The organism is Citrobacter sp. A316 (assembly GCF_002042945.1).
Classification (GTDB): Bacteria; Pseudomonadota; Gammaproteobacteria; order Enterobacterales; family Enterobacteriaceae; genus Citrobacter; species Citrobacter portucalensis.
On the sequence record NZ_MVFZ01000012.1, the window covers coordinates 131009 to 151813 of the forward strand.

A 20805-nucleotide genomic window follows, 5' to 3' on the forward strand; every position below is an offset into this window, starting at 1 on the left:
CGACTTCGCCTTATCCGGCCTACTGTTCGCATCCACGTAGGCCTGATAAGCGTAGCGCCATCAGGCAAACCGGGATAGATGACTGCGGGAACGACTTAATGACAATAAACAACCACTCCGGCGTACAGCTGCGTATTCGCGGTAAGGTACAGGGCGTCGGATTTCGCCCCTACGTCTGGCAACTGGCGCAGCGGTTACAACTGCATGGCGATGTGTGTAACGACGGTGACGGTGTGGTTGTGCGCTTACAGGAAGATCCAGCGGAATTTATTGCGCAGTTGCATCAACACTGTCCGCCGCTGGCGCGCATTGACAGCGTTGAGAGCGAACCATTCGCCTGGACGCAGCAGCCTGCCGATTTCTCGATTCGTCAAAGTGCTGGCGGTACGATGAATACGCAAATTGTTCCGGACGCCGCGACCTGTCCCGAATGCCTTGTTGAAATGAACACCCCCGGCGAACGTCGTTACCGATACCCCTTTATCAACTGCACCCACTGTGGTCCGCGTTTTACGATTATCCGCGCTATGCCCTACGATCGTCCGTTTACCGTAATGGCGTCATTCCCGCTCTGCGCGCAATGTGACAAAGAGTATCGCGATCCGTACGACCGTCGTTTCCACGCCCAGCCAGTGGCTTGTCCGGCATGCGGCCCTCATCTGGAGTGGTTCTGTGCGGGTGAGCGGGTGGAGAAAGAAGAGGCGCTACAGGCGGCGGTATCGCGGCTGAAAGCAGGCGGTATTGTGGCGGTTAAAGGCATTGGTGGGTTTCATCTGGTGTGCGATGCGCGAAATGATAACGCCGTAGCGCTACTCAGGCTGCGCAAACACCGTCCGGCGAAACCTCTGGCAGTGATGCTGCCCTCTGATGAAGGATTGCCTGAACCCGCTCGTCGTTTGCTGACTACCCCTGCTGCGCCGATCGTGCTGGTGCAGAAACGCTATGTCGCTGCATTGAGCGAGGGCATTGCGCCAGGGTTAACGGAGGTTGGCGTTATGCTGCCAGCGAATCCGTTACAGCATTTGCTCTTACAAGAGATGAATTGTCCGCTGGTGATGACCTCCGGCAACCTCAGCGGCAGGCCTCCGGCCATTACTAACGCCCAGGCGCTGGAAGATTTACACGACATTGCCGACGGTTTCCTGCTGCATAATCGCGAAATTGTGCAGCGGATGGATGACTCCGTGGTGCGTGACAGTGGGGAAATGCTGCGTCGTTCCCGGGGTTATGTGCCGGATGCGGTCGCACTACCGCCGGGATTTCTCGGCGTGCCGCCGATGCTGTGCTTAGGCGCGGATCTGAAAAATACTTTCTGTCTGGTGCGTGGTGAGCAGGCGGTTATCAGCCAGCATTTGGGCGATCTCAGCGATGACGGCATTCAGCAACAGTGGCGTGATGCGCTACGCCTGATCCAGAACATTTATGATTTTACGCCGCAGCGTATCGTGCATGATGCACACCCTGGCTATGTTTCCAGCCAGTGGGCCAGCGAAATGGACCTGCCAACTGAAACGGTGCTGCATCACCATGCGCATGCCGCTGCATGTCTTGCGGAGCACGGCTGGCCGTTCGACGGTGGCGACGTGATTGCTCTGACGCTGGACGGTATCGGCATGGGGGAAAACGGCGCGCTGTGGGGTGGGGAGTGTTTGCGGGTCAACTATCGTGAATGCGAACACCTTGGCGGCTTACCGGCGGTAGCGCTGGCGGGTGGCGATCTGGCGGCAAAACAGCCGTGGCGTAATCTGCTCGCGCAGTGCCTGCGTTTTGTTCCTGACTGGCAGCGTTATCCGGAAACATCGGCGCTGCAACATCAAAACTGGAACGTGCTGGCGCGCGCTATTGAACGAGGAATTAACGCTCCGCTGGCGTCATCGTGCGGACGACTGTTTGATGCCGTTGCCTCCGCGTTGCAATGTGCACCGGAATCATTGAGTTATGAAGGTGAAGCGGCCTGTGCGCTTGAGGCGATGGCATCGCAATGTGATGGCGTTGCTCACCCGGTCACGGTGCCGCTTGATGACAATCAGCTGGACTTAGCGGTTTTTTGGCAGCAATGGTTGAACTGGCAGGCCAAACCAGCAGAAAGGGCGTGGGCGTTTCACGACGCGCTGGCGCGTGGGTTTGCCACTCTGATGCGAAAGCAGGCCGAAGCGTGCGGGATCAAGACGTTAGTATTCAGTGGTGGCGTGATGCATAACCGCTTATTGTCGGCCCGGCTGGCGTTTTATCTGCGTGATTTTACCTTACTGTTCCCGCAGCGTTTACCGGCGGGCGACGGCGGGTTGTCATTGGGGCAGGGCGTGATTGCCGCGGCGCGAGCGTTGGCGCAAAAATAAAAAAAGCCCCGGGACTGGCGGGGCAAGAAAAACATGTCGGGGCATACCGACAAGTGGCAACGCACATCCATGTGCGTGAGGTTAATAAATCAGTAGCAGCGTTGCCGGGCAGGTCGTAGGCCGGATAAGACGCGAAGCGGCGCCATCCGGCATCACAGACTTACACGGGCAACGTTTTCAGCAGCGCAAAGGCCTCTTTCATGCGGTCTTCACTGACGACAAACGCACACAGCTGTCCTTCGTCGTTCATCCCTCTGGCGACCATCCCCTGCGCTTCGGCGGCAATGTGCCAGTTCAGATCGCGGCGCTGGGTTTCTCCGGCCAAATGCAAAGGCAGTTCTGGCGTTTTGACTTTTACCAGCATGGCTGGCAGTTTCAATGGCGCATTGCCGCCGAGCAGGTTTTTCGCCAGATACATGGCGCTCAGCTGAATCGGCTGCAGGAACGGGAGCACCTGACCGTTAATCTCCGCACAGTCGCCGAGAGCATAAATGTCCGGGTGGCTGGTTTGCAGGTAGCTATCGACGCAGACGCCACGATTGATGTTTAATCCGGCGCGACGTGCCAGTGCGGTCTCCGGGCGTAAGCCGGTTGCGGCGATCACCGCATCGACCTCTACGCTGCGGCTACGATCGAGCGTGGCGCGAATACCTGACGCCGTTTTCTCCAGCCCCTGAAGCTGTGATTTCAGCAGCAGATGTACGCCCATATCGGTCAGACGATGCTGTAAGCGACTGCTGACTTCCGGCGGCATCAGCGAAGCCAGAATGCTGGCGGCGTTGTCGATAAGCGTTACTGCTTTACCGGCACGACAAAAATCCATCGCCAGTTCACTGCCAATCAGGCCGCCGCCGACAATTAGCACCCGCTGGGCGTCACGCAACTGCGTTTCACAAGCGCGATACTCTTGTTGGCTGTTCAATGTGAGCATTAACTCACGTCCGGTAACCGGCGGTACAAAGGCTGAAGCACCCGTCGCCAGCACCAGCTTGTCGTACTGCCACTGCTGATCCTGGCTTTTCACTACGTGGGCATCAGCATCGATGTCGGTTACCCAGGTGTGCGGAAACAGGCGCAAATTAAACTGTTCGGCAAACTCCCCCGCCGACTGGCGGGTGAGGTCGTCTGCACGCTGTGACTGACTGATAACATGGCTGAGATCGGGCTTGTTGTACTCATCCATGCTGTCCGCAGCAATCAAGGTCAGCGGGACATTTGCATCCTGCTTACGGATATTTTTGACTAACTGGCGGGCGGCGAAGCCCGAACCAATAATGACAATTCCGCGGCTCATTTTGCCTCCGTTGCCAGTACGTCGAAGACGTCTTTACCTAATGAACATTCTGGACACAGGAAATTATCCGGCACGTCGCTCCACGGTGTACCCGGCGCGACATCCTGCAGCGGTTCACCTTTTGCTGGGTCGTAAATCCACTGGCACACGCTGCACTGCATGCTAGGGCCAAGATCGGCGGCAGCCGCAGCGGCGCAAGCGCACTCTTCTTCTTTGGAAGCGGCTTTCACGGTTGTTTCCGGCAGTGGAGCAAGCGCCCACTGACGCGCGATTTCACGGCCGTGCTGGCGGCACAGTTCCAGCGCATCCAGGTCCGGACGCCATTTCGCCTTCAGGCTCAGCGACATTTCGAAACCTGCATCCTGCAAACGTGTGGACAAACGGTCTACTGCACCGCCGCTCCAGCCGTGTGAACCAAAGGCGCTGGCGCGTTTGTTACGGAAACGCAGGCCGGTCATCTCTTCCACCAAACCGGCGATTTTTGGCATCATCACGTTGTTCATCGTCGAAGTACCGACCAGCACGCCTTTTGAGCGGAAGACGTTAGTCAGAACTTCGTTCTTATCGCTACGGGCGACGTTAAAGATTTTTACTGCCACGTTCGGGTCAACTTCGTTGATGCCCTGGGCAATGGCGTCGGCCATCATGCGGGTGTTGTTGGACATGGTGTCGTAGAAAATGGTGATGCGGTCTTCCTGATAATCCGCCGCCCATTTCAGATACATTTCCACGATTTGCGTCGGGTTGTCGCGCCATACCACGCCGTGGGAAGTAGCAATCATATCGACAGGCAGGTTGAAGCCGAGGATCTCAGTAATTTTCGGTGTAACCAGACGGCTGAACGGCGTCAGGATGTTAGCGTAGTAACGCTGGCACTGTTCGAACAGTTCGGTCTGGTCAACTTCGTCGTTAAACAGACGTTCGTCGCAGTAGTGCTGACCGAAGGCGTCGTTACTGAACAGCACCGCGTCGCCGGTCATGTAGGTCATCATGCTGTCAGGCCAGTGCAGCATTGGCGTTTCAACGAAGATCAGCTGTTTGCCGTTACCAATGTCCAGTGAATCACCGGTTTTCACCACGTTGAAATTCCACTCCGGGTGATGGTGGTGCCCGTTGATGGAGTCAATGGCGTTGGCTGTGCAGTAAATCGGCGTGTCCGGGATGCAGGACATCAGTTCAGTCAGCGCCCCGGCATGGTCTTCTTCCGCATGGTTAATGATGATGTAGTCGATATCCGCGAGGTCAATTTCACTGCGCAGATTCTGTACGAATTCACGGCTAAACTTGTGGTCTACTGTATCGATCAGGACATTTTTTTCTTCACGGATGAGATAGCTGTTGTAGCTGCTGCCGCGCAGCGTTTTGTATTCAGTACCGTGGAAATCACGAACTTCCCAGTCACGTTGGCCAACCCAATGAATGTTATTTTTAACCAGAATAGACATAGCAACCTCAGTAATTAATTCAGCGTTTTTCTAAAAAAGATGTTTTGCTTATTGCAGGTTGCGTGCCAACTTTTTATTTTTTTGATTTTAAAGGGTTTGTTGTGTTCTGCTTATTAAGTGGTAGTCAAAATGACTATTTATTTTATTGTCAATATGACAATATGAATTGTCAAAATGACAATGAGGTAGTCATGAGCTTTTCCGTAGACGTGCTGGCGGGCATCGCCATTGAATTACAAAGCGGTATTGGGCATCAGGACCGTTTTCAACGCCTGATAACCACCTTGCGTCAGGTGCTGGAGTGCGATGCGTCGGCATTGCTGCGCTATGAGTCGCGACAGTTTATTCCGCTGGCGATCGATGGGCTGGCGCAGGATGTTCTCGGCAGGCGCTTTACTCTGGAAGGGCATCCGCGTCTGGAGGCGATTGCCCGCGCCGGAGACGTGGTTCGTTTCCCTGCCGACAGCGATTTGCCAGACCCGTATGATGGTCTGATTCCGGGGCAGGAGAGTCTGAAGGTGCATGCCTGTATTGGGCTACCGTTGTTCGCCGGTCAAAATTTGATTGGTGCGTTAACTCTGGATGGCATGGAGCCCGATCAGTTCGATGTTTTCAGCGATGAGGAGCTTAGGCTGATTGCCGCGCTGGCGGCGGGCGCGCTGAGCAATGCGCTGCTGATTGAACAACTGGAAAGCCAGAATATGCTGCCAGGCTCATCAACGGCTTTTGAGCAGGTGACGGAAACCCAGATGATTGGCCTGTCGCCCAATATGATGCAGTTGAAAAAAGAAATTGAGATTGTGGCGGGGTCCGATCTCAACGTACTGATTAGCGGCGAAACGGGGACCGGGAAGGAGCTGGTGGCTAAAGCTATCCATGAAGGTTCGCCGCGCGCGGTGAATCCACTGGTGTATCTGAACTGTGCGGCATTGCCGGAAACCGTAGCCGAAAGTGAGCTGTTTGGTCACGTAAAAGGCGCATTTACCGGGGCTATCAGCAATCGTAGCGGTAAGTTTGAAATGGCCGACAATGGGACGCTGTTTCTCGACGAGATAGGCGAACTCTCACTGGCGCTACAGGCTAAGCTGCTGCGCGTATTGCAGTATGGCGATATTCAGCGCGTCGGTGACGATCGCAGCCTGCGCGTGGATGTGCGGGTGCTGGCGGCGACGAACCGTGATTTACGCGAAGAGGTGCTGGCCGGGAATTTCCGTGCGGATTTGTTCCACCGTCTGAGCGTCTTTCCCCTTTCCGTACCGCCTCTTCGTGAGCGCGGCGAAGATGTGGTGCTGCTGGCCGGCTATTTTTGCGAGCAATGCCGACTGCGGCTGGGTCTTTCCCGCGTGGTGTTAAGCCCCGGCGCGCGTAGCCATTTGTTGAATTACGGCTGGCCCGGAAACGTGCGCGAGCTGGAGCATGCCATTCACCGGGCGGTAGTTCTGGCAAGGGCGACCAGGGCTGGGGATGAAGTGGTACTGGAGGTGCAGCATTTTGCCCTGCAGGATGACGCTCCGGCTCCGCAGGCGGCGGAAGTTGTTGCGGAGATCCCGCAACATCACAACCTGCGTGAAGCAACAGAGTCGTTCCAGCGGGAGATGATCCGCCGGGCACTGGCGCAAAATAATCACAGTTGGGCGGCAAGTGCGCGGGCGCTGGAAACAGACGTCGCCAACCTGCACCGGCTGGCGAAACGTCTGGGTCTGAAGGATTAGATAATACCGGCCTGATAGAAATCCTGCAGGTTGATAGCACCGGTGAGTTTACCGTTTTCATCTACCACCGGTGCGGCAGTGATTTTGCGCTTCATCAGGATCTCTTTGGCGTCAATCGCGCGGCTCTGTGCCTGCAGCGTAATGCCATTCTGGGTCATTGCTTCGCTAACCTGAGTGGTGAGCGCTCCGCCGCCAACCAGCCAGCGGCGCAGGTCGCCGTCGGTAAAGACCCCTTTCACCAGTGACTGGTCGTCGCAGACCGCGACCAGGCCAAGACCCGTGCGGCTGAGTTCCAGCATCGCGTCCATCACGCTGGTGGTGAGCTTCACCTGAGGTATGGCATCGTCACGGCGCATCAGATGATGCACTTTATTTAACAGACGAGCGCCCAGCGCACCTGCCGGATGCGAGCGGGCAAAATCTTCTTCGTTAAAGCCGCGCGCCTGCATTACGGCGATCGCCAGCGCGTCGCCCATCATCAACGTATTCACGGTGCTGGACGTCGGTGCCAGGCGCATCGGACAGGCTTCGCGCTCAACGGAAATATCCAGCACGGCTTTGGCGGCCAGACCCAACGGTGAGGTCGGTTTTCCGGTCATTGCCAGCAGCGCTACGGATTTGTCTTCCAGGCGTGGGATGATGAGATCCAGCTCTTTCGCGCCGCCGGAGTAGGAGATAAACAGCATGACATCGCGGCTTTCAATCATCCCTAAGTCACCGTGCAGCGCTTCCGCCGGATGCACAAAAAAGGCGGGTGTGCCGGTACTGGCGAGGGTCGCCGCGATCTTTTTGCCAATATGGCCTGATTTACCAATCCCGGAGACAATGACTTTGCCTTCACAGTGGATGATAGTATTGGCGGCGCGGACAAAATCATCGCCCAGTCGCTCTGGCAGTCGGCTGGCCTCCTGTAGCTCCAGCATTAATGTCTGACGGCCCGCGTTCAGTAGTGCATCACTCATTAGTTTCTCCGGTTATGATCACTTCAATCCCTTTTGCTTCCAGCGCCTGACGAAACGCAGGGTCGATACCCGCATCGGTAATCAGCTTGTCGACGCTTTCCAGACTGCATACAACATTAGGGCTTTTGCGCCCAAATTTTGACGAGTCAGCCATCAGAATCACTTCGCGAGCGGCATTGCACATCGCTTTACTGACGCTAAACACCTCATTAAAGGTGGTCACACCGGCATTAAGGTCGATGCCGTCGGTGCCCATGAAGAGTTTATCAAAGCTGAACTGCTCAAAGGCGTTTTCTGCCAGCTGACCGTGAAATGACGCAGATTTTTTGCGAAAGGTCCCGCCGGGCATCAGGATAGTTTGCTCGTTGTCGAGCTCCGAAAGGGCGTTAACAATGTGCAGACTGTTGGTCATGACGGTGATATTGCTAAAGCGCGTGAGCATCGGCACCATCTGCAATACGGTGCTACCCGCATCCAGAATAATAGAGTCGCCATCGTGTATAAAACGGACGGCGGCTTCGGCAATCTGCTCTTTTTTATGCGTATTGATTAGCGTTTTATGATCAATTGGCGGGTCGGATTCGTCTTTATTTAATACTACGCCGCCATAGGTACGAATGACGGTTCCGGCATTTTCCAGAATGACCAGGTCTTTGCGAATGGTCGTGCCGGTCGTGTCAAAGTAGTGGGCCAGTTCTTCAACCGAGCATTTGCCCTGCTTTTGCAGATGCTCCAGTATGGCAGCCTGACGCTGACGAGGTTTCATAGGCGTGATTACCCTGACTTAATAGGTTGCAAAATGATAATTTCGCAAGCTATTAGCATTCACAACGAAATTACCCATGTTTCAGTTTAAGCGCCAATGATAGTGCATTCTGCGCTAACGGATCATGGGGAAAGATCACATCAGGCTGTAAATCATCAAGATGTTTGCCGATTATCGTGGCAATTTTGCCTGGTCGGGCGAATACCGTAAGACCTTTCATAAACAACGTATCGGTCACCCGCTGCTGCTCATCCAGCGCGATGGCCACCACCACGCGCGGTTTAAAACGCCCACCGGAGCGACCAACACCAACCCGACCCCGTTGGCAGAGTTGATCAAACGCCCGGTTAAAGCGGGATATTTGCCAGCCACCAAGCGCCAGTTGCAGGCACCAGGCGATAGCGGCGACGGTAATCAGTGCGGAAACCATTATGTACTCCTTTGATTTTGCCGGATAAGCGCAGCCGCCATCCGGCAATTCAACATTAAAACATCACCTGGCCGCCGGTGACGTTGATGGACTGCCCGGTGCAGTAAGAGGCTTTCGGACTGGCGTAAAACAGCAGCATGTTTAGCACATCCTGATAATCGCAGCCGCGCTTAAGCGGAACCTTATCAATGTAGTACTGTTCCACTTCGTCTGGCTTAAGACCCAGCTTGGTCGCATATTGCGGTAATAACGACTGGAACATCGGTGATTTCAGCAGGTTACCGAGCATCAGAGAATGTACGGTGATCCCGTACTCAGCCAGATCCAGCGCCAGCGACTGAGTTAAACCCACGCCGCCAAATTTTGCCGCGCTGTAGCCTGAATTGTGTTTGCTGCCCACTTTCCCTGATTTTGAGTTGATCTGGATAATGCGTCCCTGCACGCCATAGCGGATCATCAGGCGTGAAAATTCACGTGCACAGAGGAAGTAGCCGACCAGATTGACCTGTAGTGAGCGGTCGAAATCCCCAAGCTGAAAGTCGCTGATAAACGCGGCTTTAGCGATACCCGCGCTGTAAACCAGCAGATCGACACGACCGAATATTTCATCCACTCCGCGCGACAGCGCCAGCACACTCTGTTCGCTGGTGGCATCTGCGCCAAAACCGTACGCGGTGCCTTCGCCCAACTCGGCGTTAATTTCTTGCGCGACGTTGGCAGCTTTATCGCTTTGAATATCCACCACCGCGACGCGGTATCCTTCTGTCGCAAGCCCACGGCAAAGGAATGCCCCCAGGGTCTGGCCTCCACCAATGACAACGGCAACCTGATTCATTTTTATCTCCTTCAATCTTAAGCAACAAACTTCAAAATACAGCCCGGGGCGATACCGTCCGGGACGGGGCCCGCAACGTGTACAGTGCCGGGGAATTCCGCTTCGCTCTGTCCGTCAAAGCGCAGGGTGATATGCCCGAGTTCACGTAAGTTTTGTTCCGCCACGCTGCCAACGGCCGTGACCGGATAGTGATGCTGACCCAGTTCAAACTGGATCCCGGCTTGCAATGAGCCGTTCAGCTCTCCGTGGCAATGGATGAAACAAAACTCTTCGATATCCGCTGGCGCGCCTTCACGAAAGGTAATCAGCATCTGGTCGCACAGTGCATCCGGGGCGCTCTGGCCGATACGGGTGATGGTGGTCTGATAAATCACGGTCATTTTTGAGTGCCTCTTATTGGTAAATAAAGCCGGAAACAAACCAGGCGATGAGAACGGTAGGTGCGCCGGTCAGAAAACGGCTTACCAGTACGGATGGCACGCCGACGCGGACAGTGTCCTGACGCGCTTCGGCCAGCGACAACCCGACCGGAATAAAGTCACATGCAGCCTGGGCGTTAATGGCGAACAGGGCAGGTAGCGCCAGATGCGGAGGAATGTTCCCCAGACCAATTTGTACGCCGATCAGAACGCCGATAACCTGGGCGATAACCGCACCAGGGCCGAGGAAAGGCGACAGCAGCGGGAAAGAGCAGATCAGCGCCAGAGTGACCAGTCCTAACGGATGGCTGGCCAGCGGTGCGAGTCCATGGGCAATCCAGTCTCCCAGACCCGAAGCCATAATGATGCCGATCAGTGCCGAGACGAACGCCATAAATGGCAGAATAGTTTTCAGGACGGTATCGATGGTGTCGCGTCCTGACTGGAACAGAACCGCAACGGCTGAACCCATGCCCATTCCCACTTTTGCCAACAGGCCGTCGCTTTGTTCGGTAATCTTTTTACTGGTGTCGTAATCGCGACCGATAGTGCTGCTGGCTGGTTGCGGCGCAGCGGATGCCTCCCCGACAATCGTGATGTTTTCTTCTTTCACGCCAGAGACATAGATATCTTCGACAATGTACTGAGCCAGCGGGCCGGATTTACCCGTAGCGTGAATATTCACCGTCGGTATCCTGCGTTTGGGGTAGATCCCACAGCGCAGCGTGCCGCCGCAGTCGATGATCGCCACACCAATTTCGCTCTCCGGTGGCTCGCCTTCTTTGAAGCCATCAACGGCCTGCCAACCGGTCAGGCTTGCTATCCTGTCGACTATTGCGGGGCGAGTTCCTGCGGTGATATAGACAATTTTCTTGCCCGGAACGGCATCCAGTTCAAGGGGGCCACCCCAGCCGCCGGTGCCTTTTTCAATACGAATACGTGTCATGATGTTGCTCCCGCCAGATGCACCTTCTGCTCAAGTTGAATGCCCATTTTTTTCTCGAAGATAGTGGTGGTGAAATCGGTCACCCAGCCACGGAAGAAGTTAGTCACCAGACCAACCAGCAAATAGCTCACCGCCAGTGGGCCGAGCGGAAGCCCCAGCGTGGTCAGGCCGCTGGCGATCCCCAGATAGACAAACAGTTCGCCGGGGTTGATGTGCGGGAATAAGCCGTTCATGGAATGACAACTGTAAGAGGCGGCGGCGTAGTAGCTGGGCTTGTATTTTTCTGGCATAAAGCGACCCAGACTCAGCGTCATCGGATTACAAAATACAAATGTGCCGATGCACGGCAGCAGCAAATAGCGGGACAGCGGGTTTCCGGCGCAGCGCTGAGCAAAACGTTCAATACGCTGCTGGCCGATAAAGTTAATCAGCGCATTCATGATGACCAGCAGGCTAATCAGCAGGGGAAGAATACCGGTCACCATGCCGGTAAACACTTCTCCGCCTTTCTGGAACAGCCCGATAAACCACTCAGCACCGAGTGTGATGGTGTCGATCATTATTCTCTCCTGTAGGGGTTTTTAGTTATCTTGCCAAACGGTGGTTGATTTTAATCACATTGAAAGATTTTAAAGTGTTATTTTGATCTCAAATTGAAAGATAAATATTTTAATTTGAAAGTTATTGCGTGAGGGCTCGCAAATGTGATGGTCAGAGATGAAAGGGGATGTAAATTCTGTGAAGGAGAGCGACTACCGCTTCCTTGTATGGCGGAGGATGCTTTACCATACTTCTCCCAGGCTGAATTTGTTTAATGGATGTCTCATGTTCAAGCGTCGTTATGTAGCGTTACTCCCCCTTTTCGTACTGCTCGCTGCCTGTAGCAGCAAACCTAAACCTTCAGAGACTCAAACGACTACGGGTGCGCCATCCGGCGGCTTCCTGCTTGAGCCACAGCATAACGTCATGCAAACGGGCGGTGATTTTGCCAATAATCCAAACGCGCAGCAGTTCATCGAGAAAATGGTGAACAAGCACGGTTTTGACCGCCAGCAGCTGCAGGAGATCCTGTCGCAGGCCAAGCGTCTGGACTCGGTATTGCGTTTGATGGACCGCCAGGCACCGACGACTCAACCGCCAGCCGGTCCTAACGGCGCATGGCTGCGCTACCGCAAACAGTTCATCACACCTGACAACGTGCAAAATGGCGTAGCCTTCTGGAATCAATATGAAGATGCTCTGAACCGTGCGTGGCAGGTCTATGGTGTTCCGCCGGAAATTATCGTTGGCATTATCGGCGTTGAAACGCGTTGGGGCCGAGTGATGGGCAAAACCCGTATTCTGGATGCGCTGGCGACGCTGTCGTTTAACTATCCTCGTCGTGCGGAATACTTCTCTGGTGAACTGGAAACCTTCCTGCTGATGGCGCGAGATGAAAGCGACGATCCGCTCGATTTGAAAGGTTCTTTTGCCGGCGCGATGGGTTACGGCCAGTTTATGCCGTCTTCCTATAAACAATATGCCGTTGATTTTAATGGTGATGGCCACATTAACCTGTGGGATCCGGTTGATGCCATCGGTAGCGTGGCGAACTACTTCAAGGGCCACGGCTGGGTGAAAGGCGATATGGTCGCGGTTCCGGCAAATGGTCAGGCGCCAGGGCTGGCGAACGGTTTTAAAACCCAGTACAGCATTTCTCAGCTTGCTGCCGCGGGTCTGACGCCACAGCAGTCGTTGGGTAATCATCAGCAGGCCAGCCTGCTGCGCCTGGATATTGGTACCGGCTATCAGTACTGGTATGGATTGCCGAACTTCTACACCATCACCCGCTACAACCACAGTACCCATTACGCGATGGCCGTGTGGCAGTTGGGTCAGGCGGTCGCGCTGGCGCGCGTGCAGTAATCGCTCCACCGGCCTACAGGACGATATCGCTTGTAGGCCGGATAAGATGCCCTGACATCGTCATCCGGCAGGTCTTATTTATGCAACGGAGCAATTTTTGGAATCCCCCTCGTAAAACGTTCTCTCCATCCCCACATTGGTTATGAAAGTGCTATCTTGTCCGGCATATTTTTTAACTGACAGAGGCTGAAATGACCGACAGTGAACTGATGCAGTTAAGCGAGCAGGTTGGCCTGGCGCTGAAAGCGCGTGGGGCGACCGTTACGACGGCGGAATCCTGCACCGGCGGCTGGGTGGCCAAAGCGATTACGGATATTGCCGGAAGCTCCGCCTGGTTTGAGCGCGGGTTTGTGACCTACAGCAACGAAGCTAAAGCACAGATGATTGGCGTGCGCGAAGAGACGTTGGCCCAGCATGGGGCGGTGAGCGAGCCTGTGGTGGTGGAGATGGCAATTGGCGCGCTAAAAGCTGCCCGCGCGCATTTCGCGGTCTCGATCAGCGGTATTGCCGGGCCGGATGGCGGCAGTGAAGAAAAGCCCGTGGGTACCGTATGGTTCGCCTTTGCCAGCGCGAGCGGCGAGGGGATTACGCGTCGGGAATGCTTCAGCGGCGATCGCGACGCGGTACGCCGACAGGCGACCGTCTACGCGTTACAAACCCTGTGGCAACAATTTCTACAAAATACTTGATACTGTATGAGCATACAGTATAATTGCCTCAACAGAACATTATCTACCACGTTTCGCGGTTTAACCCGAAAGCGGCATGACAGGAGTAATTAATGGCTATCGACGAAAACAAACAGAAAGCGTTGGCGGCAGCGCTGGGTCAGATCGAAAAGCAATTCGGTAAAGGCTCCATCATGCGCCTGGGTGAAGACCGTTCCATGGATGTGGAAACTATCTCCACCGGTTCGCTTTCTCTGGATATCGCATTGGGCGCGGGCGGTTTGCCAATGGGCCGTATCGTCGAAATCTACGGGCCTGAATCCTCCGGTAAAACAACGCTGACCCTGCAGGTTATTGCCGCTGCGCAGCGTGAAGGTAAAACCTGTGCATTTATCGATGCGGAACACGCGCTGGATCCGGTCTATGCCCGTAAGCTTGGTGTTGATATCGACAACCTGCTGTGTTCTCAGCCGGATACCGGTGAACAAGCGCTGGAAATCTGTGATGCGCTGGCGCGCTCCGGTGCGGTTGACGTTATCGTTGTCGACTCCGTTGCCGCATTGACGCCGAAGGCAGAAATCGAAGGCGAGATTGGTGACTCTCACATGGGCCTTGCGGCGCGTATGATGAGCCAGGCGATGCGTAAGCTGGCCGGTAACCTGAAGCAGTCCAACACGCTGCTGATTTTCATCAACCAGATCCGTATGAAGATTGGCGTGATGTTCGGTAACCCGGAAACCACCACTGGTGGTAACGCCCTGAAATTCTATGCGTCTGTTCGTCTGGATATCCGTCGTATTGGCGCGGTGAAAGAAGGCGACAACGTGGTTGGTAGCGAAACCCGCGTTAAGGTTGTGAAAAACAAAATTGCAGCGCCGTTCAAACAGGCTGAATTCCAGATCCTTTACGGTGAAGGCATCAACTTCTACGGCGAACTGGTTGACCTGGGCGTGAAAGAGAAGCTGATTGAAAAAGCCGGTGCATGGTACAGCTACAATGGTGAGAAAATCGGTCAGGGTAAAGCGAATGCGACCAACTGGCTGAAAGAAAACCCGGCAACCGCGAAAGAAATTGAGAAGAAATTACGTGAGTTACTGCTCAATAACCAGGATTCAACGCCTGATTTCTCCGTTGATGACAGCGGCGAAGACGTAAAAGAAACGAACGAAGATTTCTGATAATCTGTTTTGAATCGCATGTTGTGAATCACATATAGTTAAGGGCTGCATATCATGCAGCCCTTTTTCATTTCTGAAGGCTTACTATGACAGAAGCAACTTCCCGCCGTTCCGCTTATTCCCGACTGCTTGACCGCGCCGTACGTATTCTGGCGATGCGCGACCACAGCGAGCAGGAACTGCGGCGCAAGCTGGCCGCTCCGGTGATGGGAAAAAATGGACCAGAAGAAATTGATGCCACGCCGGAGGATTACGACAAGGTCATCGCCTGGTGTATTGAAAGTCGTTATCTGGATGATGACCGCTTCGTGCAGCAGTTTATCGCCAGCCGTAGCCGCAAAGGTTATGGACCAGCCCGAGTGCGTCAGGAATTAAACCAAAAAGGGATCACGCGTGAAGCTATCGAACGGGCCATGCGTGAGTGCGAAATTGACTGGGCAGGGCTTGCGCGCGAGCAGGCCATTCGGAAGTACGGTGAACCTTTACCTGTCGATTTTTCAGATAAGGTAAAGGTCCAGCGTTTTTTGCTCTATCGCGGCTATCTGATGGAAGATATTCAGGCAATATGGCGAAATTTTGACGATTGACCGCATACGGGATTTTACTTCCCAGTAAAGAAAACTTATCTTATTCCCACTTTTCGATTGCCAGAGGCGCAGTTTGCGTGCCGATGCTGGTAATGACATTTCGTTAGCTTGATTTCTTCAGGATAATTATGAGCAAGAGCACCGCTGAGATCCGTCAGGCGTTTCTCGATTTTTTCCATAGTAAAGGACACCAGGTAGTTGCCAGCAGCTCCCTGGTACCGAACAATGACCCTACTTTGTTGTTTACCAACGCCGGGATGAACCAGTTCAAGGATGTTTTCCTTGGCCTCGACAAGCGTAATTATTCCCGCGCAACTACCTCGCAGCGTTGTGTACGTGCGGGCGGTAAGCACAATGACCTGGAAAACGTCGGTTACACTGCACGTCACCACACTTTCTTCGAAATGCTGGGCAACTTCAGCTTCGGCGATTACTTCAAACACGACGCTATTCAATATGCATGGGAACTGCTGACCGGTGAAAACTGGTTTGCCCTGCCAAAAGAGCGTCTGTGGGTCACCGTCTATGAAACTGACGATGAAGCCTATGAAATCTGGGAAAAAGAAGTCGGAATTCCGCGCGAACGTATCATCCGTATTGGTGATAACAAAGGCGCGGCTTATGCTTCAGACAACTTCTGGCAGATGGGTGATACCGGTCCTTGCGGTCCATGTACCGAAATTTTCTACGACCACGGTGACCATATCTGGGGTGGACCTCCGGGAAGCGCAGAAGAAGATGGGGATCGCTACATTGAGATCTGGAACATCGTCTTCATGCAGTTCAACCGTCAGGCTGACGGCACCATGGAACCGCTGCCGAAACCGTCCGTGGATACCGGTATGGGGCTGGAGCGTATTGCGGCCGTGCTGCAACACGTTAACTCCAACTATGAAATCGACCTGTTCCGCTCATTGATCGAATCAGTGGCAAAAGTCACTGGCGCAACCGATCTGAGCAACAAGTCTCTGCGCGTTATTGCCGACCATATCCGTTCCTGTGCATTCCTGATTGCCGATGGCGTTGTGCCGTCGAATGAAAACCGTGGCTATGTGCTGCGCCGTATCATTCGTCGCGCGGTACGTCATGGCAACATGCTGGGCGCGAAGGATACCTTCTTCTACAAGCTGGTTGGTCCGTTGGTGGACGTCATGGGCTCTGCAGGTGAAGAACTGAAGCGTCAGCAGGCTATGGTTGAACAGGTTCTGAAAACCGAAGAAGAGCAGTTTGCGCGTACTCTGGAGCGTGGTCTGGCGCTGCTGGACGAAGAACTGGCAAAACTGTCTGGCGATACGCTGGATGGTGAAACCGCATTCCGTCTGTATGACACCTACGGTTTCCCGGTTGACCTGACGGCAGACGTTTGCCGCGAGCGTAACATCAAGGTTGACGAAGCGGGCTTTGAAGCTGCAATGGAAGAACAGCGCCGTCGTGCGCGTGAAGCCAGCGGTTTTGGCGCAGACTACAATGCAATGATTCGCGTTGATGGTGCCTCAGAATTTAAAGGCTACGAGCACCTGGAACTGAACGGCAAAGTGACTGCGCTGTTTGTTGATGGTAAAGCGGTAGACGTAATTAATGCCGGTCAGGATGCCGTTGTCGTACTGGATCAGACTCCGTTCTATGCGGAATCTGGTGGTCAGGTTGGCGACAAGGGTGAACTGAAAGGCGCTGGCTTCGCGTTTGCCGTTAGCGACACGCAGAAATATGGCCAGGCCATTGGTCACATTGGCAAGCTGTCTGCGGGTTCTCTGAAAATTGGTGATGCGGTACAGGCTGATGTGGATGAAGCGCGTCGTGCGCGTATTCGTTTGAACCACTCCGCAACGCACCTGATGCACGCGGCGCTGCGCCAGGTTCTGGGCACGCATGTGGCGCAGAAAGGCTCGTTGGTTAACGATAAACTGCTGCGCTTCGACTTCTCTCATACCGAAGCTATGAAGCCTGCTGAAATCCGTGCCGTTGAAGATCTGGTGAACGCGCAAATCCGTCGCAACTTGCCGATTGAAACGAACATCATGGATCTCGAAGCGGCAAAAGCCAAAGGCGCAATGGCGCTGTTTGGCGAGAAATATGACGACCATGTGCGCGTTCTGAGCATGGGTGATTTCTCTACCGAACTGTGTGGCGGTACTCACGCCAGCCGTACGGGTGATATCGGTCTGTTCCGCATTGTGTCCGAGTCAGGTACTGCGGCAGGCGTTCGTCGTATCGAAGCCGTAACCGGTGAAGGCGCTATTCAAACCGTGCATGCTGAGAGCGATCGCTTAAGCGATGTTGCGCAGCTGCTGAAAGGCGATAGCCAGAATATCGGTGACAAAGTTCGTTCCGTGCTGGAGCGTACACGTCAACTGGAAAAAGAATTGCAGCAATTGAAGGAACAGGCTGCGGCGCAGGAGAGTGCAAATCTTTCCAGCAAAGCGGTTGATATCAACGGCGTGAAGCTGCTGGTCAGCGAACTCGCGGACGTTGAGCCGAAAATGTTGCGTACCATGGTTGATGATCTGAAAAATCAACTGGGGTCTACCGTTATCGTTCTGGCAACGGTAGTGGAAGGTAAGGTTTCTCTGATTGCGGGGGTGTCTAAGGACGTGACAGATCGCGTGAAAGCAGGGGAACTGGTTGGAATGGTCGCTCAGCAGGTCGGCGGCAAGGGTGGCGGTCGTCCGGACATGGCGCAAGCCGGTGGTACGGATGCTGCGGCTCTGCCTGCAGCGTTAGCCAGTGTGAAAGGCTGGGTCAGCGCAAAACTGTAATAATTATAAGCGTAAGTCGACGCTGCGGACTTCAATCCGCAGCGTTTGAATCAACGCTATCGACAACGATAAAGTCAGGTTGAAGTTGTGTATATCGGCTAAACTTAGGTTTAACAGAATGTGATGCCGTGACTGCTTACACTTAGGTGTTTGTCATCGCTTACTTTTTGGCGTTATATGATGGATAATGCCGGGATACAGAGAGACCCGACTCTTTTAATCTTTCAAGGAGCAAAGAATGCTGATTCTGACTCGTCGAGTTGGTGAGACCCTCATGATAGGCGATGAGGTCACCGTGACAGTTTTAGGGGTGAAGGGCAACCAGGTGCGCATTGGCGTAAACGCCCCGAAAGAAGTTTCTGTCCATCGTGAAGAGATCTACCAGCGTATCCAGGCTGAAAAATCCCAGCAGTCCAGTTACTAAGGTTTTCGCGTCTCACCTTTCTGGTGAGGCGCAACCTGATTGAGTGACCCTTTTTCTTCTCTTTTCTTCTTTGTCTTCCCCATTTTTTCGATTCCACTGCGCGTAATGCCTTTTCCTGCGAAGTTTCCGTTTGTTCACTGCTCGAGGAAATTGCCAATTTATCTGTTGATAAAACACTCTTTTTGCCGTTTTTGCAGACTAATTGCGCGTGAAATGTGCAAACGATAAAAGCTCTGGAAAAATTGTTTGACTTATAAGTCCCAGAAAGTAATATGTGCGCCACGCAGCGACGATGAGCAGAAACAAGTTCTTCGAAGCACTCGCAAGAGGCGTGTTGGTGAGGTGGCCGAGAGGCTGAAGGCGCTCCCCTGCTAAGGGAGTATGCGGTCAAAAGCTGCATCCGGGGTTCGAATCCCCGCCTCACCGCCATTTGCATCCGTAGCTCAGCTGGATAGAGTACTCGGCTACGAACCGAGCGGTCGGAGGTTCGAATCCTCCCGGATGCACCATATTACTTGATAGCGCTTTAGCAGCGACATCAAATCTGCAGTAAAGTAAGTTTCCCTGATGCATCCGTAGCTCAGCTGGATAGAGTACTCGGCTACGAACCGAGCGGTCGGAGGTTCGAATCCTCCCGGATGCACCATCTCTTACTTGATATCGCTTATCCCGATATCAATATCGGCAGTAAAGCAAGTTTCCCGATGCATCCGTAGCTCAGCTGGATAGAGTACTCGGCTACGAACCGAGCGGTCGGAGGTTCGAATCCTCCCGGATGCACCATATTACTTGATAGCGCTTTAGCAGCGGCATCAAATCTGCAGTAAAGTAAGTTTCCCTGATGCATCCGTAGCTCAGCTGGATAGAGTACTCGGCTACGAACCGAGCGGTCGGAGGTTCGAATCCTCCCGGATGCACCATCTTCTCCCAAATAACAGCGAAACTGTTTTTTCATGGTCTGCAAGATAATTGTCAGCACCATCTCCCCCTCTAAATCATTTCCACATATTCTCTGAACACTCCTCAATTCGCTGTCAGCGACAAAATCAATCAATTACGATAAAATAACGCCTGGTCATTCGGCTTGTGAGAAGACGATGTACGAACGTTATGCGGGTTTGATTTTTGATATGGATGGTACCATCCTGGATACCGAGCCTACGCATCGTAAGGCGTGGCATGAGGTATTGGGGCATTATGGACTACGGTTTGATGAACATGCCATGGTCGCCCTCAATGGCTCCCCAACGTGGCGTATTGCGCAGTCGGTAATTGAATTGAACCATGCCGATCTTGATCCTCATGCACTGGCACGTGAAAAAACCGACAAGGTGAGAAGCATGCTGCTGGATAGCGTCCAGCCTTTGCCGTTGGTTGATGTCGTGAAAGCCTGGTATGGTCGACGTCCTATGTCGGTAGGTACGGGTAGTGAAAGCGCAATTGCAGAAGCGCTGCTCGCTCACCTTGGTCTGCGTCGCTATTTTGATGCTGTAGTCGCAGCCGATCACGTACAACACCATAAACCGGCTCCTGATACGTTTTTGCTTTGTGCCGAACGTATGGGGGTTGTTCCAGCTCGTTGCGTCGTGTTTGAAGATGCCGATTTTGGAATACAGGCGGCGCATGCCGCGGGAATGGATGCCGTGGATGTCCGGTTATTGTGAGTGATGGGCTGTCGCTCCTGTCACTGTTTGCCAGCAGTTTTCTCAGTGCCACGCTATTACCCGGCAATTCTGAAGTTGTTCTGGTTGCTTTGTTGGTTTCCGGGGTCAGTCATCCCTGGGTCTTAGTCTTAACAGCAACAATGGGTAATAGCCTTGGAGGGTTAACTAACGTTATCCTTGGGCGTTTCTTTCCATTGCGTAAAACATCGCGCTGGCAAGAAAAAGCCACTGGCTGGCTGCGGCGCTATGGCGCTGTCACACTATTATTAAGCTGGATGCCGGTTGTGGGGGATTTGCTGTGCCTGTTAGCCGGGTGGATGCGCATCTCGTGGGGCCCAGTTCTCTTTTTCTTATGCCTTGGCAAGGCGTTGCGCTATGTTGTTGTCGCAGCGGTTACGACGCAAGGCATTATGTGGTGGCACTAATTGTGTTGTGGGATAGCCTTCAGGGTAATTAATACCATTATGCTAATTAA

19 protein-coding genes and 5 tRNA genes are annotated in these 20805 nt (G+C 53.8%); 15 read left to right on the top strand and 9 right to left on the bottom strand.

Going from position 1 to position 20805, the window contains the following annotated elements; all coding sequences use genetic code 11:
- Positions 1-98 precede the first annotated feature (98 nt).
- Positions 99-2339 (top strand): carbamoyltransferase HypF, encoded by a 2241-nt coding sequence (gene hypF / locus BZK41_RS15830; RefSeq protein ID WP_079938767.1) that lies wholly within the window; start codon positions 99-101, stop codon positions 2337-2339.
- A gap of 160 nt (positions 2340-2499) precedes the next feature.
- Here hypF and norW read toward each other — a convergent pair whose 3' ends face one another.
- The gene (norW, locus tag BZK41_RS15835; RefSeq protein ID WP_048215690.1) at positions 2500-3633 is read right to left on the bottom strand and encodes an NADH:flavorubredoxin reductase NorW; all 1134 of its coding nucleotides are present in this window, start codon (positions 3631-3633) and stop codon (positions 2500-2502) included.
- Entirely contained in the window at positions 3630-5078 is a 1449-nt protein-coding gene (norV, locus tag BZK41_RS15840; RefSeq protein WP_008785624.1) for an anaerobic nitric oxide reductase flavorubredoxin, read from the bottom strand. Before norV ends, norW begins: the two co-directional genes overlap by 4 nt.
- Before the next feature lie 191 nt (positions 5079-5269).
- Between norV and norR the strand changes: the two genes are divergently transcribed.
- On the top strand, positions 5270-6790 hold the full coding sequence (norR, locus tag BZK41_RS15845) for a nitric oxide reductase transcriptional regulator NorR (RefSeq protein ID WP_079938768.1): 1521 nt from the start codon (positions 5270-5272) through the stop codon (positions 6788-6790).
- Here norR and gutQ read toward each other — a convergent pair.
- The 7 genes from gutQ to srlA all read right to left on the bottom strand — a co-directional run bounded on the left by gutQ (position 6787) and on the right by srlA (position 11708).
- On the bottom strand, positions 6787-7752 hold the full coding sequence (gene gutQ, locus BZK41_RS15850; protein WP_003825938.1) for an arabinose-5-phosphate isomerase GutQ: 966 nt from the start codon (positions 7750-7752) through the stop codon (positions 6787-6789). The two genes, norR and gutQ, sit on opposite strands and share 4 nt — an antisense overlap.
- Complete coding sequence (locus BZK41_RS15855) at positions 7745-8518, bottom strand: DNA-binding transcriptional repressor (RefSeq protein WP_003037350.1); 774 nt, start codon at positions 8516-8518, stop codon at positions 7745-7747. Before BZK41_RS15855 ends, gutQ begins: the two co-directional genes overlap by 8 nt.
- A gap of 70 nt (positions 8519-8588) precedes the next feature.
- Positions 8589-8948 carry a transcriptional regulator GutM gene (gene gutM, locus BZK41_RS15860; RefSeq protein ID WP_063940973.1) on the bottom strand — a complete coding sequence of 120 codons (360 nt, stop codon included), beginning with the start codon at positions 8946-8948 and terminating at the stop codon, positions 8589-8591.
- Between the two features lie 55 nt (positions 8949-9003).
- Positions 9004-9783 carry a sorbitol-6-phosphate dehydrogenase gene (srlD, locus tag BZK41_RS15865; protein ID WP_079938769.1) on the bottom strand — a complete coding sequence of 260 codons (780 nt, stop codon included), beginning with the start codon at positions 9781-9783 and terminating at the stop codon, positions 9004-9006.
- A gap of 17 nt (positions 9784-9800) precedes the next feature.
- Entirely contained in the window at positions 9801-10163 is a 363-nt protein-coding gene (gene srlB, locus BZK41_RS15870) for a PTS glucitol/sorbitol transporter subunit IIA (protein ID WP_063940974.1), read from the bottom strand.
- A 13-nt stretch (positions 10164-10176) separates the two neighbouring features.
- Positions 10177-11148, bottom strand: coding sequence for a PTS glucitol/sorbitol transporter subunit IIB (locus tag BZK41_RS15875; protein WP_079938770.1), 972 nt, complete (start codon positions 11146-11148; stop codon positions 10177-10179).
- Complete coding sequence (gene srlA, locus BZK41_RS15880; RefSeq protein ID WP_003037339.1) at positions 11145-11708, bottom strand: PTS glucitol/sorbitol transporter subunit IIC; 564 nt, start codon at positions 11706-11708, stop codon at positions 11145-11147. The genes BZK41_RS15875 and srlA overlap by 4 nt, the downstream gene beginning before the upstream one ends.
- Positions 11709-11973: 265 nt before the next feature.
- On the opposite strand from srlA, the gene mltB reads away from it, so the two are divergent.
- From mltB to BZK41_RS15945, 13 genes are all read left to right on the top strand, one after another.
- Positions 11974-13053: a lytic murein transglycosylase B gene (mltB, locus tag BZK41_RS15885; protein WP_079938771.1), complete on the top strand. Its 1080-nt coding sequence runs from the start codon at positions 11974-11976 to the stop codon at positions 13051-13053.
- Positions 13054-13244: 191 nt separating this feature from the next.
- On the top strand, positions 13245-13742 hold the full coding sequence (pncC, locus tag BZK41_RS15890; RefSeq protein ID WP_048225249.1) for a nicotinamide-nucleotide amidase: 498 nt from the start codon (positions 13245-13247) through the stop codon (positions 13740-13742).
- 92 nt (positions 13743-13834) lie between these two features.
- Entirely contained in the window at positions 13835-14899 is a 1065-nt protein-coding gene (gene recA / locus BZK41_RS15895; protein ID WP_003037330.1) for a recombinase RecA, read from the top strand.
- A gap of 86 nt (positions 14900-14985) precedes the next feature.
- Complete coding sequence (gene recX, locus BZK41_RS15900) at positions 14986-15486, top strand: recombination regulator RecX (protein WP_079938772.1); 501 nt, start codon at positions 14986-14988, stop codon at positions 15484-15486.
- A gap of 128 nt (positions 15487-15614) precedes the next feature.
- The gene (alaS, locus tag BZK41_RS15905) at positions 15615-18242 is read left to right on the top strand and encodes an alanine--tRNA ligase (RefSeq protein ID WP_079938773.1); all 2628 of its coding nucleotides are present in this window, start codon (positions 15615-15617) and stop codon (positions 18240-18242) included.
- A gap of 238 nt (positions 18243-18480) precedes the next feature.
- Complete coding sequence (csrA, locus tag BZK41_RS15910) at positions 18481-18666, top strand: carbon storage regulator CsrA (RefSeq protein WP_000906486.1); 186 nt, start codon at positions 18481-18483, stop codon at positions 18664-18666.
- Positions 18667-19002: 336 nt separating this feature from the next.
- Positions 19003-19095: transfer RNA gene (locus BZK41_RS15915), tRNA-Ser, on the top strand.
- Between the two features lie 3 nt (positions 19096-19098).
- Positions 19099-19175, top strand: a tRNA-Arg gene (locus tag BZK41_RS15920).
- A 60-nt stretch (positions 19176-19235) separates the two neighbouring features.
- Positions 19236-19312 (top strand) — tRNA-Arg (locus BZK41_RS15925).
- Between the two features lie 60 nt (positions 19313-19372).
- Positions 19373-19449: transfer RNA gene (locus tag BZK41_RS15930), tRNA-Arg, on the top strand.
- A gap of 60 nt (positions 19450-19509) precedes the next feature.
- Positions 19510-19586: transfer RNA gene (locus BZK41_RS15935), tRNA-Arg, on the top strand.
- A gap of 177 nt (positions 19587-19763) precedes the next feature.
- Entirely contained in the window at positions 19764-20330 is a 567-nt protein-coding gene (gene yqaB / locus BZK41_RS15940) for a fructose-1-phosphate/6-phosphogluconate phosphatase (RefSeq protein WP_079938774.1), read from the top strand.
- The gene (locus BZK41_RS15945; protein ID WP_003825961.1) at positions 20327-20755 is read left to right on the top strand and encodes a YqaA family protein; all 429 of its coding nucleotides are present in this window, start codon (positions 20327-20329) and stop codon (positions 20753-20755) included. Before yqaB ends, BZK41_RS15945 begins: the two co-directional genes overlap by 4 nt.
- Positions 20756-20805: the final 50 nt, after the last annotated feature.

Bases quoted from the DNA above. Each gene is read 5' to 3' on its own strand.
- hypF (WP_079938767.1), top strand. From the start codon at position 99: ATGACAATAAACAACCACTCCGGCGTACAGCTGCGTATTCGCGGTAAG.
- norW (WP_048215690.1), bottom strand. From the start codon at position 3,633: ATGAGCCGCGGAATTGTCATTATTGGTTCGGGCTTCGCCGCCCGCCAG.
- norV (WP_008785624.1), bottom strand. From the start codon at position 5,078: ATGTCTATTCTGGTTAAAAATAACATTCATTGGGTTGGCCAACGTGAC.
- norR (WP_079938768.1), top strand. From the start codon at position 5,270: ATGAGCTTTTCCGTAGACGTGCTGGCGGGCATCGCCATTGAATTACAA.
- gutQ (WP_003825938.1), bottom strand. From the start codon at position 7,752: ATGAGTGATGCACTACTGAACGCGGGCCGTCAGACATTAATGCTGGAG.
- BZK41_RS15855 (WP_003037350.1), bottom strand. From the start codon at position 8,518: ATGAAACCTCGTCAGCGTCAGGCTGCCATACTGGAGCATCTGCAAAAG.
- gutM (WP_063940973.1), bottom strand. From the start codon at position 8,948: ATGGTTTCCGCACTGATTACCGTCGCCGCTATCGCCTGGTGCCTGCAA.
- srlD (WP_079938769.1), bottom strand. From the start codon at position 9,783: ATGAATCAGGTTGCCGTTGTCATTGGTGGAGGCCAGACCCTGGGGGCA.
- srlB (WP_063940974.1), bottom strand. From the start codon at position 10,163: ATGACCGTGATTTATCAGACCACCATCACCCGTATCGGCCAGAGCGCC.
- BZK41_RS15875 (WP_079938770.1), bottom strand. From the start codon at position 11,148: ATGACACGTATTCGTATTGAAAAAGGCACCGGCGGCTGGGGTGGCCCC.
- srlA (WP_003037339.1), bottom strand. From the start codon at position 11,708: ATGATCGACACCATCACACTCGGTGCTGAGTGGTTTATCGGGCTGTTC.
- mltB (WP_079938771.1), top strand. From the start codon at position 11,974: ATGTTCAAGCGTCGTTATGTAGCGTTACTCCCCCTTTTCGTACTGCTC.
- pncC (WP_048225249.1), top strand. From the start codon at position 13,245: ATGACCGACAGTGAACTGATGCAGTTAAGCGAGCAGGTTGGCCTGGCG.
- recA (WP_003037330.1), top strand. From the start codon at position 13,835: ATGGCTATCGACGAAAACAAACAGAAAGCGTTGGCGGCAGCGCTGGGT.
- recX (WP_079938772.1), top strand. From the start codon at position 14,986: ATGACAGAAGCAACTTCCCGCCGTTCCGCTTATTCCCGACTGCTTGAC.
- alaS (WP_079938773.1), top strand. From the start codon at position 15,615: ATGAGCAAGAGCACCGCTGAGATCCGTCAGGCGTTTCTCGATTTTTTC.
- csrA (WP_000906486.1), top strand. From the start codon at position 18,481: ATGCTGATTCTGACTCGTCGAGTTGGTGAGACCCTCATGATAGGCGAT.
- yqaB (WP_079938774.1), top strand. From the start codon at position 19,764: ATGTACGAACGTTATGCGGGTTTGATTTTTGATATGGATGGTACCATC.